A 14706-nucleotide genomic window follows, 5' to 3' on the forward strand; every position below is an offset into this window, starting at 1 on the left:
CTTACATTTAGGGTACAAACAACCTTATCATGCAACGAAGGAAATTCATCCTGTGGGGCGGACAGACCGCCTTATTCTCTGTTGCTGGTCTGTCTTCAATGGCCAACCTGAACCCTTTACAGTATTCCTCTTTTCTCAATCTTACTTCAGAACCGCTGGCAAAAGAACTGGAAAAGCTGATCCCGAAACTGATGCAGGAAGCAAAGATTCCGGGACTTTCCATTGCCCTGGTGAGAAACGGACAACTCAGCTGGAGTAAAGGTTTCGGAGTGAAGGATCAGCTTTCAAAAAAACCGGTTAATCCAAATACGATTTTTGAGATCGCCTCTGTCAGCAAAACTGTGTTTGCGTATGCAGTGATGAAGCTTTGCGAGAAAGGCATCATCGATCTGGATATTCCACTTGTTCAATATGCCAATATTGGATTTCTGGATAATGATCCGCGGATCAACCTGATCACAGCAAGGCATGTATTGAGCCACAGAAGCGGATTGCAGAACTGGCGTTCACAGGATGATCCAATAAAACTACATTTTGATCCCGGTACTGATTTCCTCTATTCAGGAGAAGGCTATTATTATTTGCAATCCATCGTTACACAACTAACCGGAAAGGTCAACCCAAATGAATGCGGCTCCTACGAAGGAGATGTAAAAGTTTGCGCAAGCGATATAGGCGACTACCTGGAAAAAAATGTACTGAGACCATTTGGAATGAACAGCAGCGGCTATGTATGGACTGAAGCAATCGGTAAAGATCAGGCGCTGCCTCATGATCCCAATGGGCAATTGATTACTAAACCCAATCAAACCGCTACAGATATGGCGAGGTATGCTGCTGCTGGTGGGTTGCTAACTTCCGCTAATGATTATGCGCGTTTCATTATTGGTCTTTTCAGTCCAAAGGAAAATGATCCATTTATTCTCAATAAGAAGAGGATGATGGAAATGGTTCGTCCACATATAAAACTTCGCGAAGAACAGAAAATAGATGGCGCCAGCTCCTGGGCATTGGGCTGGGCAGTACAGGAAAGGCCTGAAGGTAATGTGATACTGCATTCTGGCGGACAGACCGGGTTCAAATCTCTGGCGATGGTTTCCCTGGAAAAAAAGAGTGGCTTTGTAATCCTGACCAATTGCGATAATGGAGCATATGTGTTGAATAACCCTAAGGTGGAGAAAGTGTTGAGCCGGTTGTTTGAGTAGAAATGAGATTCCGGGTAAAGTGGGAACTTCAAAAATGAATCCTTCCTCACCCTATTGCCAGGGGATACTTTTCTTAAGATCATCTTTTCAATTTAATGTTGTTCTCAATATTTGACTTCAGGTGTTTCCAGTTACCAATTACCTGCCCTGCCAATGTGTAAACACCATTTGTGTATTGTTTTTCATTTAATTTCATCTTGAGTTGGCGGGATTTCATATTAACCGCGTCTGGCTTCATATTATAAATTGTACACTGTGGCCGCAAACCTTCCATACTACAAAGAGATCAATGATTTTCTGGCAACGCTTCCGCATCCGGGAAGGACAACAAATCCTGCGTTCTATTGCAGGCGCATACAACCCCTGGAAGCAGGCATGACGGTATACCGGCCACCATTCAGAAGGTCTTTCTATTTTTTCTCCCTGTTTGTGAATGCCGGCAATATCAGTATTCAGTACGATGATAAAATGGTAACGAACCCGGAATCATATATGGTTTGCCACTCGCCTGGCCTGGTTTACAGCTTCACGCACGACCATAAGTTGGAAGGATATGTGATCTATTTCAAGCCGGAATGTTTTTCTTTTTTTAAACCTGATTTCCACCAGAGTTTCCCATTTTTCAATACCCTGTATACAAACCTGTATAAGATGGATCAGGCAACAGCTGAAGGATTGGCGCCCCATTTTGAAGATGTACAGGCTGCTTATGAAAGAAACACGACAGAGAATCACATGGAAGCGCGTGCAAAGTTGCTCGCCTTACTATATCATATCAAGGAATTTGTCGGAAACCGTTCTTCGGGTACACGTTTTGTTACGCCACAGCAACTTTTGCTGTCAAGGTATGTTCAGTTAGTGAACAATCATTACATCGATAAGCGAAGTGTGAAAGAGTATGCTGACCTCCTGGCCGTTACACCCAATCATCTTTCCCAGACAGTAAAAGCCGCTACGGGTAAAAATGCGCTGGCCTTCATTGTTGAGCGCATCATTGCAGAATCAAAGTCGCTTATTTTATATACTGATTTCGATATAACTGAAATAGCGCACCAGCTTGATTTTTCCGATCCGGCTAATTTTGGAAAGTTCTTTAAGAAAGAAGTCGGGATCTCCCCACTGGAGTTCAGAAAACAGCGAGCCATCAAATAAACCATCTTCCCCAATTTATTGACCAGCGCAGGGCTGTTAATCAATTTTTCTTTGTGATAAGAAAATCAATCACAATTTAAAATTGAACAATGGCAACAAAAGTTTTTATCAATCTTCCCGTAAAGGATATTGAAAGATCCAGGAGTTTTTTTGAAGGACTGGGCTTTCAGTTCAACCCGCAATTTTCTGACGAGAACGCGGCGTGTATGATCATCAGTGATGCAATCTATGCACAGCTCTTGCAGGAAACTTACTTCGCTACGTTCACCAAAAAGCCGATCAGTGACGCTAAAAAAACTACGGAAGTACTGATTGCACTGGATGCAGCTTCGCGGGAAGAAGTTGATCAGATGGTGGCCAGTGCGAAAAAGCTCGGGGGAAGAATTTACGCGGACCCAGCTGATCATGGCTGGATGTATCAGCACAGTTTTGAAGACCTGGATGGTCATCAATGGGAGATCGCGTACGCAGACATGTCACAATTCCCCACTCAATAAACTTATTATGAAACATTTTTTGATCACGGTATTATTAGCTGCCGCTATTTTACAAAGTAGTACCGGATTAGCACAAACGAAGATCCCATATGGCTCCAACAACGGAAGCTACAAAACGATCAATGGCGCGAAACTTTATTACGAAGAATATGGTAAAGGAACTCCTTTACTGTTGATCCATGGCGGACTGAGTTCTATTGAAGGAGTGGGTCCGCTTATTCCGGAGCTGTCGAAAAAGTTTAGGGTCATTGCGGTGGATTGCCCGGGACAGGGTCGTTCGGAGCAGGGCGATTCTGTAAGTTATCAACTTATGGCTGATTATTTGTTGAAACTGGTGGATGCTTTAAAACTGGACAGCACTTATATCTTCGGTTATAGTGATGGTGGAAATGTGGCCTTACTGATGGCGGCTGATCGTCCTGATAAGGTGAAGAAAGCAGTTGCCTTTGCTGCAGCATCGGACACTTCGGGATATTTTGGTTATGTGACTTCTTCCCTGGACGAGCTCACGCCGGAGGTGATGGAGAAAGATTATCGCTGGTGGCTGGATGTGCATTTGAAGAAAACGCCACAAAAGGACAAATGGAAAAAATTCGCAAAGGATTTTAGAACTATGTGTTCTACTCCGGTGATTGTTCCTGCTGAAAAGCTGGCTAAGATCCAAAGTAGAGTACTGATTGTGCAGGGCGATAATGATATTGTAAAGCTGGAACATGCTGTACAATTGCATCAGTCTATCAAAGGAAGTCAACTTGGGATTATTCCGGCAGCTTCCCATTTTATCATTTTCGAAAAACCGGGAGCGCTTAATAGCATGGCGATAGAGTTTTTCACCAAAGAGCCGAAGTTGTTCGATTGGACGAAGTTGAATGAGTTGTAACGATATTATTTGATCCCACTTGTAAACACAGGTGGGATTTTTCTTTTCAAACAACTCACAAAAAAGGGAGCCTCCAATAAATTGAAGACTCCCTATCCAATTGCCAGGACCTTATTTTCTGATGATCATTCTTTCTATATGATGCTGTGTGCCATCTTCCACTTTTAGGATATATACGCCACCACTCAGCTTTTGTACATTGATGGTATTGATCCCCTGAACCAGTAATTGCTGATGTACCAACTTTCCACTTGCATCGTACAATTGAAGTGTGGACCTGCTGGCTGCATGATCGATCTGAACTACAAATTGTCCCTTGTTCGGATTAGGATACACCAGTAAGTTTGGACCATTCTTTCTTATTGCGATCATCTTACTGTACTTGAATCGTCTATCGATATCTACCATCTTCAACCGGTAGTAATTCCATCCGTTGGCTGGTTGATTATCCCAGAAAGTGTAGGACTGATTGCCAGCGATATTTCGCGCGGGCACTTGCCCGATAGAAACCCATTCGTTATTGCCAGTGCTGCGTTCCACCTCAAAATGAGAAACATTCTCTTCATTGGCTGTGAGCCATTCCAGCCTGCTTTTATCATTGATCAGCCTGCCACTGAAATTGAGCAGATCGAGGGGTAATGGTGATGAAGTGATCGCTGCCATCGAACCTGAGCTGAAGGAAGTGACATAGAACTCTGCATACTGCAATCCCTGGTAAGTACCCAGCGTAAAGGTTGTTTTGGAAGCAGTGTCTGCAAACTTGTAACTGGTATAGCCTGTGGCATCTGTATTCCAGGCGTCTGCTCCATTTACTTTATACAATACCAGGTTGCGAAGGCTCTCAAATGAAACAGTGTTCTTTACATCACTGCTGTCTGCTGCTCCGAAGTAGAATCTTACACCCACTGAATCTACCGGCGTTTTGCTGGTGGTGATGGTCCAGCTGCGATTGAATGGATACAGGTTATCGGTTGTGCCGAAGGGAGCAGTCATCATCTCTGTATTGTCAGTTGCATAGCCGGTCCTGAGGTTGCCGGAAGCTGTAATGGTGCCGAGATCGTTGAATCCTGCTTTGATAGACACCAGGATCTTTTCACCGGTTGTGTTATAGTAATTGGTCCAGCCATTGTTTTGACAATTGATGTCTGAAATGAGTGTGGCACTTGTTTCGTTCAATGAATACGACTTGCTGGATTCATACGCGCCCATATCGATATTGATCAGACCAATTCGTGGTTGATTGGCGATGTCTTTTAATATAGATGCGTCTATGGCAATGTTGACGCCCGCATTGATAGCAGGGCTGCACAAAGTCAAAGCCAATCCATCATCGGCAGTACCCCAAAGATTATCTGCACCATCGGGATCGGTTTCATTTACAAAACCCGGATCAGCAGCCTGAAGATTATTGCCTTTGTTCAGCTGCATGCCTGCTGCATGGTAAACATCATTGTCACCTGCGCCTGCATGGCATTTATAGAAAATATTATTATACACTGATGCATCTCCGGTAGTAGGGTCTAGCCTTATGGCCCCGCCACGACCATTGGAAGTAGTATCGGCATAGAAAGTATTATTGGTGATCCAATAAGAACCCGAGGCAATGCACACAGCTCCTCCACCCACACTGCTTTTATCTTTATTACGAATGAACAGATTGTTCACCAGCGTATCCGTCCCCTGGAACAGGCTCATGGCTGCGCCGGTATTGGTGCTGCTGTTCGATTCGAAAAAGGAATTCTGCACAAATAATTTATTCGATTGTTCATTGCGGATAGCGCCGCCGTACTGTGCAGTATTGCCCGTAAACCTGGAAGCATCGATCCTGAAATGGCCACCTGTCTGGAATATCGCGCCGCCCCCAATTGTTGCAAGGTTCTTTTCAAAGCTGCTGCCTGTAACAGGGATATTGGCAGCCAAACCATACAATGCCCCACCTCGTTTTGCAACATTCTCCTTTAAAACACATTTTTCCAACGCAGGATGTGAATTATCACGGACAAAGATGGCGCCGCCATCATTTCGGGCTGTGTCTTTGATGAACTGGCAATTCCTGACAATTGGATTTGAAAAATTGATGCAGTATAAGCCTCCACCATAAGTAGCAGAATTCTCTGAAAACAGGCAGCTGTCGATCAGCGGTGAAGAGTAGATTGCGGTGTGTACGGCTCCGCCATCTGAAGTTGCTGTGTTCCTGATGAATTGACTATTCTTGAAAACCGGAACTGATGAATCTCTTGTATAGATCGCTCCTCCGTAACGGGCGCTGTTCTCAGCAAAATAACAGCTATCAATAACCGGAACGGACTTCAGCATATTCTGGATGGCGCCACCGGTGGAGGTACATTTGTTACCGATGAACCTTGAGTTCCTGATCACAGGATGACTGGAATAACTGTTGATCATACCACCTGCTCCTTGTTGGGAAATATTGCCGGAGAATAAACAACTGTCGAATTGCGGGGAGGACAGATAATTATTATAAACGCCTGCTCCATCATCCACCGATTGGTTCTGCATGATGTTGTTGCTCTTCACAATGGGGCTGGAACGAATGTAATTATACATGCCTGCCCCGTATTTGGCAGTGTTTTCAGCGATGATACAATTGTAGATCAGCGGTCCGCAGAAATTGGTATTATAGATACCGCCGCCATCGGTAATGGCAGCGTTCTTCGTGAATCGGGAATTCCTGATGGCAGGTGCAGAGGTATCGTTATTGGCAATGCCAGCTCCGTATTTTGCTGTGTTCTCTGAGAACAGGCAACTGTCGATCAGGGGAGAAGATTTCTTGATATTGTAGATGCCGCCGCCATAGGTAGTTGCTTTGTTTTGTATGAAGCTGGTGTTTCTTATGATCGGGTTGGAGCCTAAAAAGTTTTGCATACCACCGCCTTCCTCAGCAATATTCCCAGAAATGATACAGCTGTCTATCTGCGGAGCGGAGTTAAGGATGTTCATTATTCCACCGCCATCGCTGATGGCTGTATTCAGGGTGATCTGCGTGTTCCTGATCACTGCATTGGAGTAATCACGATTGTAAATGCCGGCACCGGAAGCGCTGCTGTTTTCTGAAATGATGCAACTGTCTATCAGCGCAATGGATTTGACATTGTTGTAGATGCCACCGCCGTCTCCGGTTGTATTGTTTTTTAGAAAATTAGTTTTCCTGATCACGGCATTGGAGTAATCGATATTATACATTCCTGCACCATGCATTGCGGAATTGGATGTAAAACTGCAATTCAGCACAACCGGCGAAGACCTGAAACAATTGTACATGGCGCCACCGTCAACCGTGCACCTGTTATCAGAGAAATTACAATCGGAGATAAGCGGGGATGCGTTATTGTTATAGATCCCGGCTCCTTCTCTGTTGGCGGTGTTGTTCATGAAATTGCAATTACTGAAACGGGTGAAAGCCCCGCAGAACAATACAAAGGCTCCGCCTCCTGAATTCCTTTGTATGGCATATCCATCGTTGATGTTGCTGCCTGATCCGTCGGCATTACCATTGCGGATCGTAAATCCGTCGAGCACCAGGCTGTCTGCAGGAAGTCTGGTATCAACGATCATCAGTACGTGGAAACTATTGTCGAGGTTATCATCCGGGTTGTTGATATCGCCATCGAGATAAACCGGATTGGCGAGGAGATCCCTTGTGCCACCGCCAGCGGGATAACCGCCGTACAGTTTTAGTCCTGCGCGATAAATGATAAAGGAGCTATCGCGATTGGTACCGTTCTGTTGACCGGTAGGGAAATAAGTTCCTTTGGCAACCAGGATACTGTCTACGGTATTTCCAGGTTTGTTGGCGATGTGTAATGTGCGTGCCAGTGTTTTATGCGCAAGTGCCCAGGATGCGCCGCTATTGCCGTCGTTGCCATTGGTGCTATCTACATACAAAATATTGGCTGCCATTGCGAGGGATTCATAAGCGCCCTTGTCGATGGCATCACCAAAGATCCTTGTATTGCCGGAAAGGTCTGTGGACGGCATGCAACTCTCAAAACCCAATGAGTAGCCGGTGTTGGCTTCAGTGCTGGAAGTCTGTAATATCAGTCCATCATCTGCTGTTCCCCAAATATTATCAGCGCCGATTGGAGAAGCTTCATTGATAAAAAGTGGATCGATGGAATAGCTGTTAGCCAGTTCCGTTAGAGGCATACCTGCATCGTTGTATACATCATTGCTGGCTGTTGCCTTACACTTGTAGAAAATATTGTTTTGCAGTTTTGCATTTCCGCTACCACCTTCCAAACGGATAGCGCCGCCATTGCCCATGGTGGTATCGGCATAAAATGTATTGTTGACTACCGAGAAATTTCCAGCAAACAAACAGATAGCGCCACCGCCTACAGCGCTATTGTCTTTATTCCGGATGAACAGGTTATTCACGAGTGTGTCGCTACCCTCGGCAAGGCTCATGGCTGCGCCGGTATTGTTGGAACTGTTTCCACTGAACACAGAATTCTTTACCGACAAAACAGGATTGCTCTGATTGCGGATAGCGCCTCCATATTCTGCACTGTTGTTTGTAAAGGTGGAACCTGAAACCTGAATTGTGCCTCCTTCCTGGTAGATAGAACCTCCTGCCAGCGAAGCCGTATTGTTGTTGAACTGTGTGTTGTTGATGGTGGCAGTTGAATTGCCTGAGTTGGCGATAGCTCCACCTGCTTCCGCATTGTTCCCATCAAATCGCGAACCGGTGATCAGGTTTTGAGCATTGATATTATTGATAGCTGCACCCGTCAGTCCATTGTTGGCAATGAACTCGCAATTGGTGAACACAACACTGTTGTCATAATTCTGAATGGTGCCGCCAATACCTCCGCTGGTAATTTGGTTGTTATCGAAACGACAATTTTCAAAAACAGGATCGGTATCGATGGTATAAACAGCGGCTCCTTCTCTTCTTGTAAGGTTATTGGTAAAGACGCAATTGATGATCTTTATCTTTTTCGATTTTGCGTTATCCTGTAAAACCAGTGCGCCGCCATAGTTTTGCCACACATCAAAGTTGTTATACTTTTTGCGAAGGTCTCCTGTGGCGTTTCCATTCCGGAAAGTAAAGCCATCGATGATCACACTGTCTGCTGTGGCTGATAATCCGGCTACAACCATGATATGATAGCTGTTGTCTGTAGACAGATTTGGATTAACAATATTTCCATCGAGGTAAACCGGGTTGTTGGCGATATCTCTTACACCGCCACCGGCAGGATATCCGCCATACAATTTGATATTACCACGTAAGATGGTGAAGGCACTGTCGCGCGAAGCGCCGGCCTGCACACCGGACGGATAGTATGTTCCCTTTGCCACGTAGATGGACATGATAGGCTGGTTATTGCTCAATGCGCGCGACAATGTTTTATAAGCTGTAGACCAGGAACTGCCGTCGTTTGCATCATTACCATTGGTACTGTCTACATACAATTCGGAACCGATACTTGATTCATAAGCGCCGATATCGATCTGATGCCCAACAATCCTCGGATTGCCGGCGATATCGAATGAAGGGATGATATGTCCGATGCCAGTTGTATCACCTGCATTGGCTAATGAAGTGGTTCCTGTAATTACAAGTCCATCATCAAGAGTGCCCCAGGTATTGTCGGGACCTGCAGGCGATGCTTCGTTCTTAAAAACCGGGTTAACAGAAAAACTATTGTGGCTTTCTGTGTAGGGCATGGCGGCATCATTATATACTTCTGTGCCCGATGCGGCTTTGCATTTATAGAAAAGATTATTTCGCAGATTGCAACTTCCGCCGGTGCCTTCCAGCCTGATGGCCGCGCCACGACCATTAGTGGTATCAGCATAGAAAGTATTATTGGCGATGAAATAATTGCCGTTGTACAAACAAATAGCGCCGCCGCCTACTGTGCTGTTGTCTTTGTTTTGAATGAAAAGATTATTGATCAAAGTGTCTGCGGCACCACCTGCAAGACTCATCGCAGGCGCGGTATTGGTACTTTTATTTCGACTGAAGATGGCATTCTTTACAGTGAGTTGCGGATATCCTTCGTTCCTGATCACTCCTCCATATTGGGCAGCGTTTTCGCTGAACAGACCCTTGTCTATTGTTACACTTCCTGATTTGAAAGTGAGTACACCGCCTCCACGCGAAGCTTTATTACCGGAATAAGTTCCGCCATTGATAGTGATTGTTGAAGTAACCGAGTAAATAACGCCGCCATCAACTTCTGCATTATTCCCTGCAGCAGTGGCCTGATTAACGGAAATAGTAGATTCTTCAATATAAATAGCACCACCAGTTGCTGAGGTATTATTCAAAAACTTACAGTTATTGATATTACCGTTTGAACGCCTGACAAACATCCCTGCTCCAAACCTTGCATTGTTATTGCTGAACGTACTGTTTTTGATGGAGGCATTTTGGACCTGGAAAATTAAAAGAGAGCCTCCCTGTTGAGGAAAGGAATTATTTGAAAAGAGACAATTATCCACTTCTGCGCTCATCGAACTAAGGCTGGCAACACCACCGAGTTCAAATGTCTCGTTGTTCAGAAAACTACTGTTAAGTATTCTGGTCTCTCCTCCCCATCCCGCAAGCCCTGATTCTTTATAGCTTTTATTATCTGAAAAAATGCACTCGTTAAAAACGGAACTGCTATTGATGGCGCCCACACCGGCGCCACGTATCGCAGTGCCCGAACTGAATTTGCATTTATTGAAAATCACTGCCGCATTATTGGCATATACTCCGCCTCCGGTATTGGAAGAATTGTTTGTAAACTCACAATTGGTGACGGCAATGGGATTATCATGGTCGATAGAAAGCCGTTCTAAAAGCAGCCCGCCGCCAAAATGCCTGTAGAGTACCAGTTGACTGGAATAATACTTGCCATCGGGGTCCTCCAGATCGGATCCTTTACCATGGCGGAAAGTAAATCCATCGATCACCGTGCTGTCTTTGATGCCTTTGCTTCCTACCACTACCATGATGTGAAAGCTGTTACCGGCAGCATCACCAGCTGTACCGATATCGCCATCGAGATAGACTTTGTTGACTGTTGGATCGCGGACGCCTCCGCCCCTGGGGTAACCACCCAGCAGCCTGATGCCGGCGCGATAGATGGTGAAGGCAGAGTCGCGGTCAGTAGCTGACTGATCGCCGGTGGGGAAATAAGTGCCGCTGGCCACGTGAACCTGAACGGCTGAACTACCTGCATTCACGGCGGTGAGGGCATCGGATAGTTTGGTATAGGCATTGGTCCAGCTGCTGCCGTTGTTGGCGCCGGTTGCTCCACTGTCTACATACACATTTTGCTGGCTCTGTGCCTGGAAAGAAACCAGACAAATGGAAAAAGTTATCAATAAAAGGTACAGGCGATCCTTTACTGTAAATGTTTTGTTCATATACAGGTTGTTTGTTGGGTGTTTGATTTTTCTTGTAAAAGGGTGTTGGGGTGGAATGAAACAGTTGGGCGTTCCAGTTGACGATCCAGTTGGTGTATGCGATAATTATACACCAGCCAGATGGTAACCAGCAGCAGGAGAAAGAATAAGATCATGGCGATAAGCCACAGCAGTAGTTTTTTTCTTTCCGGCATAGCTTTATTTGTTGGGAAGCAAAGCTACCAGCCGGCTGATGGGAAAGGAAAATCAGCGCATTTCAAAAGCGTTACAGGAGCGTCACAAAAACGTTACAAGGCGGAATGGAGGCAGTTTTGAGACTAACGGGTCTGGTTATTCGGGGATTTATGGGTGGTTATCAGATGGAGTTCACCAGTTCTTCCAGGCTTCCTTCTTCCGGGAGGTCGAGTTTTTTTCTGAGCCTGTGCCAGGTGGTTCTGATGGCTTGCTGGGATACACCGAGGGTGGCGGCCATCTCTTTATTGGTGAATTGGAGTTTGGCGAGTGTCATGAAACGGATCTCGGCGGGGCTCAGTTCCGGGAGTTTCGTTTTTAATCTGCGGAGATAACCGCTATGCACTCTCTCGAAAAGATTCCTGAAACTATCCCATTCTTCTTCTGTGAGAATGGTGCTTTGTTGTAATTGGACGAAGAGTTCATTGTCCTGTTGTCCATTTTGTTCCTGGAGGAGATCGATCAGTTTGTTCTTTTCTGAAATATGTCTGGCGAATTCATTCAGCTGTCTGGTGGCGGAAGCGAGCTCTTCTTCAGCCCGACGAACCTGCTCTTCCTGTCTTTGTTGCTTTTTAACCTGCTGGCGATACCAGAACCAGGCGATCAATATCATCAGCAGCACCACTCCGATCAGGAGATTTCTTTCTATTTTATTCAGGAGACGTTTGTTCTCGATATCTTTTACGGTAGCGCGGTATTGGTCCTGTTCTGCTTTTTGGGCCGCGCGCATCATTTGAAGGGCGTTGAATTCGCGGGCAAGACTGTCTTTCACGATGATGGCGGAATCCAGGTAAGCATTCGATAATGGCAGTTTTCCTTCTGCCGCGTACATCTTGCTCATGAGCGGGAACAGGTAGCGGTAGCGCGAGTATTGGTTCGATCTCAAAACATATTCCCTGGCCTGTAGCGTTTGTTCCTTTGCTTTAGACAACTGGTTTTTCTTGAAATAGATATCAGCGAGCGTCATGGCGGAGCCGGAAGCGAGGCCCCAGTCCTGTTCTTTGATGGCGAGGACCACATCTTTTTCCAATAATGGAATGGCGGTATCGAAATCATTCCGGAGATAGTAACTGTAACCGAGATTGCCACTGGCGATACCTTCCCAGATATTGCCTGGATTGGACTTGATGAGTTCGCGGAAACAGAGGTCGGCGGAATCCAGTTGGTTAATGGCCTGATAGCTCATACCCATGGTATTTCTGGCCTGGTTGACATAGATCTTATTGAAAGGAGTTTCGGGCAGACTCAGGGCTTTCTTGAAATAGGTGATGGCTTCGCGATGTTCGGAGAAATGATAATAAGCGCGACCGATTTGGTAAAGATGGTCCAGTTTATCCGGGAATGTATCCGAGTTCATTTTTTCCAGCACCTGGTCAAGGAGGAGGAACTGCTCGAAGGCGAGCTCGTAGTTCTTGAGGTAGTTCCAGTAATAATAAGAAAGATGGCGGTGGCCGCGGGCTTCGTGTACCAATGAGCCTTTTGCTTTGGCATTTTCGATGAGTTGCTGGAAAAGGTTGATCACGCGGTTGCGGTCGCTGGCGTGGATGCTGAGGTAATAGGCGTGAACGAGTTCGGCTTCGAGAATGATCTCTTTGTCGTTGTGTTTTTCGCCGAAGGATTTGAGGCTGTCTATTTTTTTGAATACGGAGATGGAATCAGGGTTGAAGATGAGTCCGTCTATGAAGACCTTGATATCGCCTACCCGTTCGCGGTAGCTGCGGTTGAGCCAGGACTCGTATTGACCATTGGCGGAAAAGACAAACAGCCAGGTAATGGCAAAGAGGGAAGCTTTGATACAAAGGAAGCGGTTTGTTCTATTGGTCATACGGAGGCAGTGAGTTAGATCTGTGCCGGCAAAAATAATGGAATAAGGTGTGTTTGTGGAAAGATGGCTGAGGGATCATGAAGTGTTTATTCGATTTCTATATTGATCCTGGCAGTGGATATTGATAACTGGAAAAGAGAGTTGAACATTCACTGATTTGATCAAACGCAAATTTGTTATCATTTTCTGACCGGTATCTTTTATATGTATTTAGATATAAATTCCTCCATTTGAATATGATTATATCTAATTGCGTATAGTTGAGAGGAGCTTTTAGGCTTTTCAAAAGGACAGAAAACGAACTGAATACCCTGGCTTCTTTCTGAACCCCTACTTTATTGATAACTAGCAAGTTAATACATTTGTTCACTAATTTCGTTTGTTCACTTTTAATGAACAATGCTGGTTTATGTGAACAACTAAGCACAACTTTGTCCATTTGTTCACTATTTTCGGTTGTTCATTATAGATGGACAACAGCAACTTATGAATAAAGAATCCGAAATAATTGAGCAGGCCATCAATATTTTAAGAGACAGAACAGGGATAAAAGTTACCTGGCAAACTTATGGGAAGGCCGAGAACAGGGTATATGGGATCGTGTTTCAGGAACGCGTGATGCAGTTCATTGTCGAGTATAAGAAATACCTGACTGCTTACCAGGTTGATCAGATCATAAGAGCAAAGGATTTTCGATTTTCACTTTTAGTGGTGGCGGAACAAATTGCAGCTCCTGCCCGGGAGCTGTTAAGAAAGAAAGGAGTTGCCTACCTGGAAGCAAACGGAAACATCTTCATCAACACCAGCCAGGCGATCATCTTCCTGGATGGCAACAAACCGATCAGGGAAACAAAGCCTGTGACCAACCGGGCATTTACCAAAACAGGATTGAAAGCTGTCTTTCATCTTTTGAATAATCCGGATGCGATTGCGGGAACTTACCGGCAGTTGGCCCAGGAAACCGGAATTGCGCTGGGGAATATCAAATATATTATAGATGGATTGGCGGAAGCCGGGTATATCCTGCCTCTCAGCAAGCGGAAGGTAACGCTCAAAAATAAACGAGAATTATTGGAACGATGGGTTGCCGGTTACAGGGAAACCCTGAAACCTGACCTCTTCAAAGGCGCCTTTCGGATACAGGTAGACGAAAATCGTGATAATTGGCAGGACATAAACCTGAAAGACCTCAATATGGAATGGAGTGGCGAACCTGCCGGCGAACTCATGACCAATTACCTCCAGGCCAGGGTATGGACGCTCTACACGCCCGGTCTGAATGACCAACAGGCCAATGCCATCGGATTGGTGCCGGATAGAAAGGGAGATGTTCTTGTGTACAATAAGTTTTGGTCTGAAAAAAACAACAATAACACTACCGCTCCCCCGCTTCTTGTGTACGCCGACCTGCTAATAACAGATGATCCGCGTTGCATACAAACTGCCAACCTCATCTACGATCATCATATAAAACATCAGATCGAGTCTAATTGATACAGCCCGGAATCTTCTTATCCGGCGAAACCAACA

At 45.4% G+C, this 14706-nt stretch carries 8 protein-coding genes; 5 read left to right on the forward strand and 3 right to left on the reverse strand.

Annotation, left to right across the window (positions count from 1 at the left end; all coding sequences use genetic code 11):
* Window positions 1-29 precede the first annotated feature (29 nt).
* The 4 genes from FSB84_RS07455 (at window position 30) to FSB84_RS07470 (ending at window position 3734) form a co-directional block, all read left to right on the forward strand.
* Window positions 30-1205 carry a serine hydrolase domain-containing protein gene (locus FSB84_RS07455; RefSeq protein WP_130542153.1) on the forward strand — a complete coding sequence of 392 codons (1176 nt, stop codon included), beginning with the start codon at window positions 30-32 and terminating at the stop codon, window positions 1203-1205.
* Between the two features lie 255 nt (window positions 1206-1460).
* Complete coding sequence (locus FSB84_RS07460) at window positions 1461-2357, forward strand: AraC family transcriptional regulator (protein ID WP_130542152.1); 897 nt, start codon at window positions 1461-1463, stop codon at window positions 2355-2357.
* Between the two features lie 89 nt (window positions 2358-2446).
* A complete protein-coding gene (locus tag FSB84_RS07465; protein WP_130542151.1) occupies window positions 2447-2854 on the forward strand; it encodes a VOC family protein in 408 nt (135 codons plus the stop codon).
* Window positions 2855-2861: 7 nt separating this feature from the next.
* The gene (locus FSB84_RS07470; RefSeq protein WP_158643810.1) at window positions 2862-3734 is read left to right on the forward strand and encodes an alpha/beta fold hydrolase; all 873 of its coding nucleotides are present in this window, start codon (window positions 2862-2864) and stop codon (window positions 3732-3734) included.
* Between the two features lie 111 nt (window positions 3735-3845).
* Here FSB84_RS07470 and FSB84_RS07475 read toward each other — a convergent pair whose 3' ends face one another.
* From FSB84_RS07475 to FSB84_RS07485, 3 genes are all read right to left on the reverse strand, one after another.
* Entirely contained in the window at window positions 3846-11120 is a 7275-nt protein-coding gene (locus FSB84_RS07475; RefSeq protein WP_130542149.1) for a right-handed parallel beta-helix repeat-containing protein, read from the reverse strand.
* Entirely contained in the window at window positions 11117-11314 is a 198-nt protein-coding gene (locus FSB84_RS07480) for a hypothetical protein (protein WP_130542148.1), read from the reverse strand. Before FSB84_RS07480 ends, FSB84_RS07475 begins: the two co-directional genes overlap by 4 nt.
* Window positions 11315-11475: 161 nt before the next feature.
* Window positions 11476-13176, reverse strand: coding sequence for a tetratricopeptide repeat protein (locus FSB84_RS07485; RefSeq protein ID WP_130542147.1), 1701 nt, complete (start codon window positions 13174-13176; stop codon window positions 11476-11478).
* A 486-nt stretch (window positions 13177-13662) separates the two neighbouring features.
* Here FSB84_RS07485 and FSB84_RS07490 point away from each other — a divergent pair, with 486 nt between their 5' ends.
* Complete coding sequence (locus FSB84_RS07490) at window positions 13663-14670, forward strand: type IV toxin-antitoxin system AbiEi family antitoxin (protein WP_130542146.1); 1008 nt, start codon at window positions 13663-13665, stop codon at window positions 14668-14670.
* The last annotated feature ends 36 nt before the right edge of the window (window positions 14671-14706 follow it).

Origin of the sequence: Pseudobacter ginsenosidimutans (assembly GCF_007970185.1) — a bacterium.
In the GTDB taxonomy this organism is placed as follows: domain Bacteria; phylum Bacteroidota; class Bacteroidia; order Chitinophagales; family Chitinophagaceae; genus Pseudobacter; species Pseudobacter ginsenosidimutans.

Excerpts from the sequence above, each read along its gene's own strand:
- FSB84_RS07475 (WP_130542149.1), bottom strand. The coding sequence starts at position 11,120 with ATGAACAAAACATTTACAGTAAAGGATCGCCTGTACCTTTTATTGATA.
- FSB84_RS07485 (WP_130542147.1), bottom strand. The coding sequence starts at position 13,176 with ATGACCAATAGAACAAACCGCTTCCTTTGTATCAAAGCTTCCCTCTTT.
- FSB84_RS07490 (WP_130542146.1), top strand. The coding sequence starts at position 13,663 with ATGAATAAAGAATCCGAAATAATTGAGCAGGCCATCAATATTTTAAGA.
- FSB84_RS07480 (WP_130542148.1), bottom strand. The coding sequence starts at position 11,314 with ATGCCGGAAAGAAAAAAACTACTGCTGTGGCTTATCGCCATGATCTTA.
- FSB84_RS07470 (WP_158643810.1), top strand. The coding sequence starts at position 2,862 with ATGAAACATTTTTTGATCACGGTATTATTAGCTGCCGCTATTTTACAA.
- FSB84_RS07465 (WP_130542151.1), top strand. The coding sequence starts at position 2,447 with ATGGCAACAAAAGTTTTTATCAATCTTCCCGTAAAGGATATTGAAAGA.
- FSB84_RS07455 (WP_130542153.1), top strand. The coding sequence starts at position 30 with ATGCAACGAAGGAAATTCATCCTGTGGGGCGGACAGACCGCCTTATTC.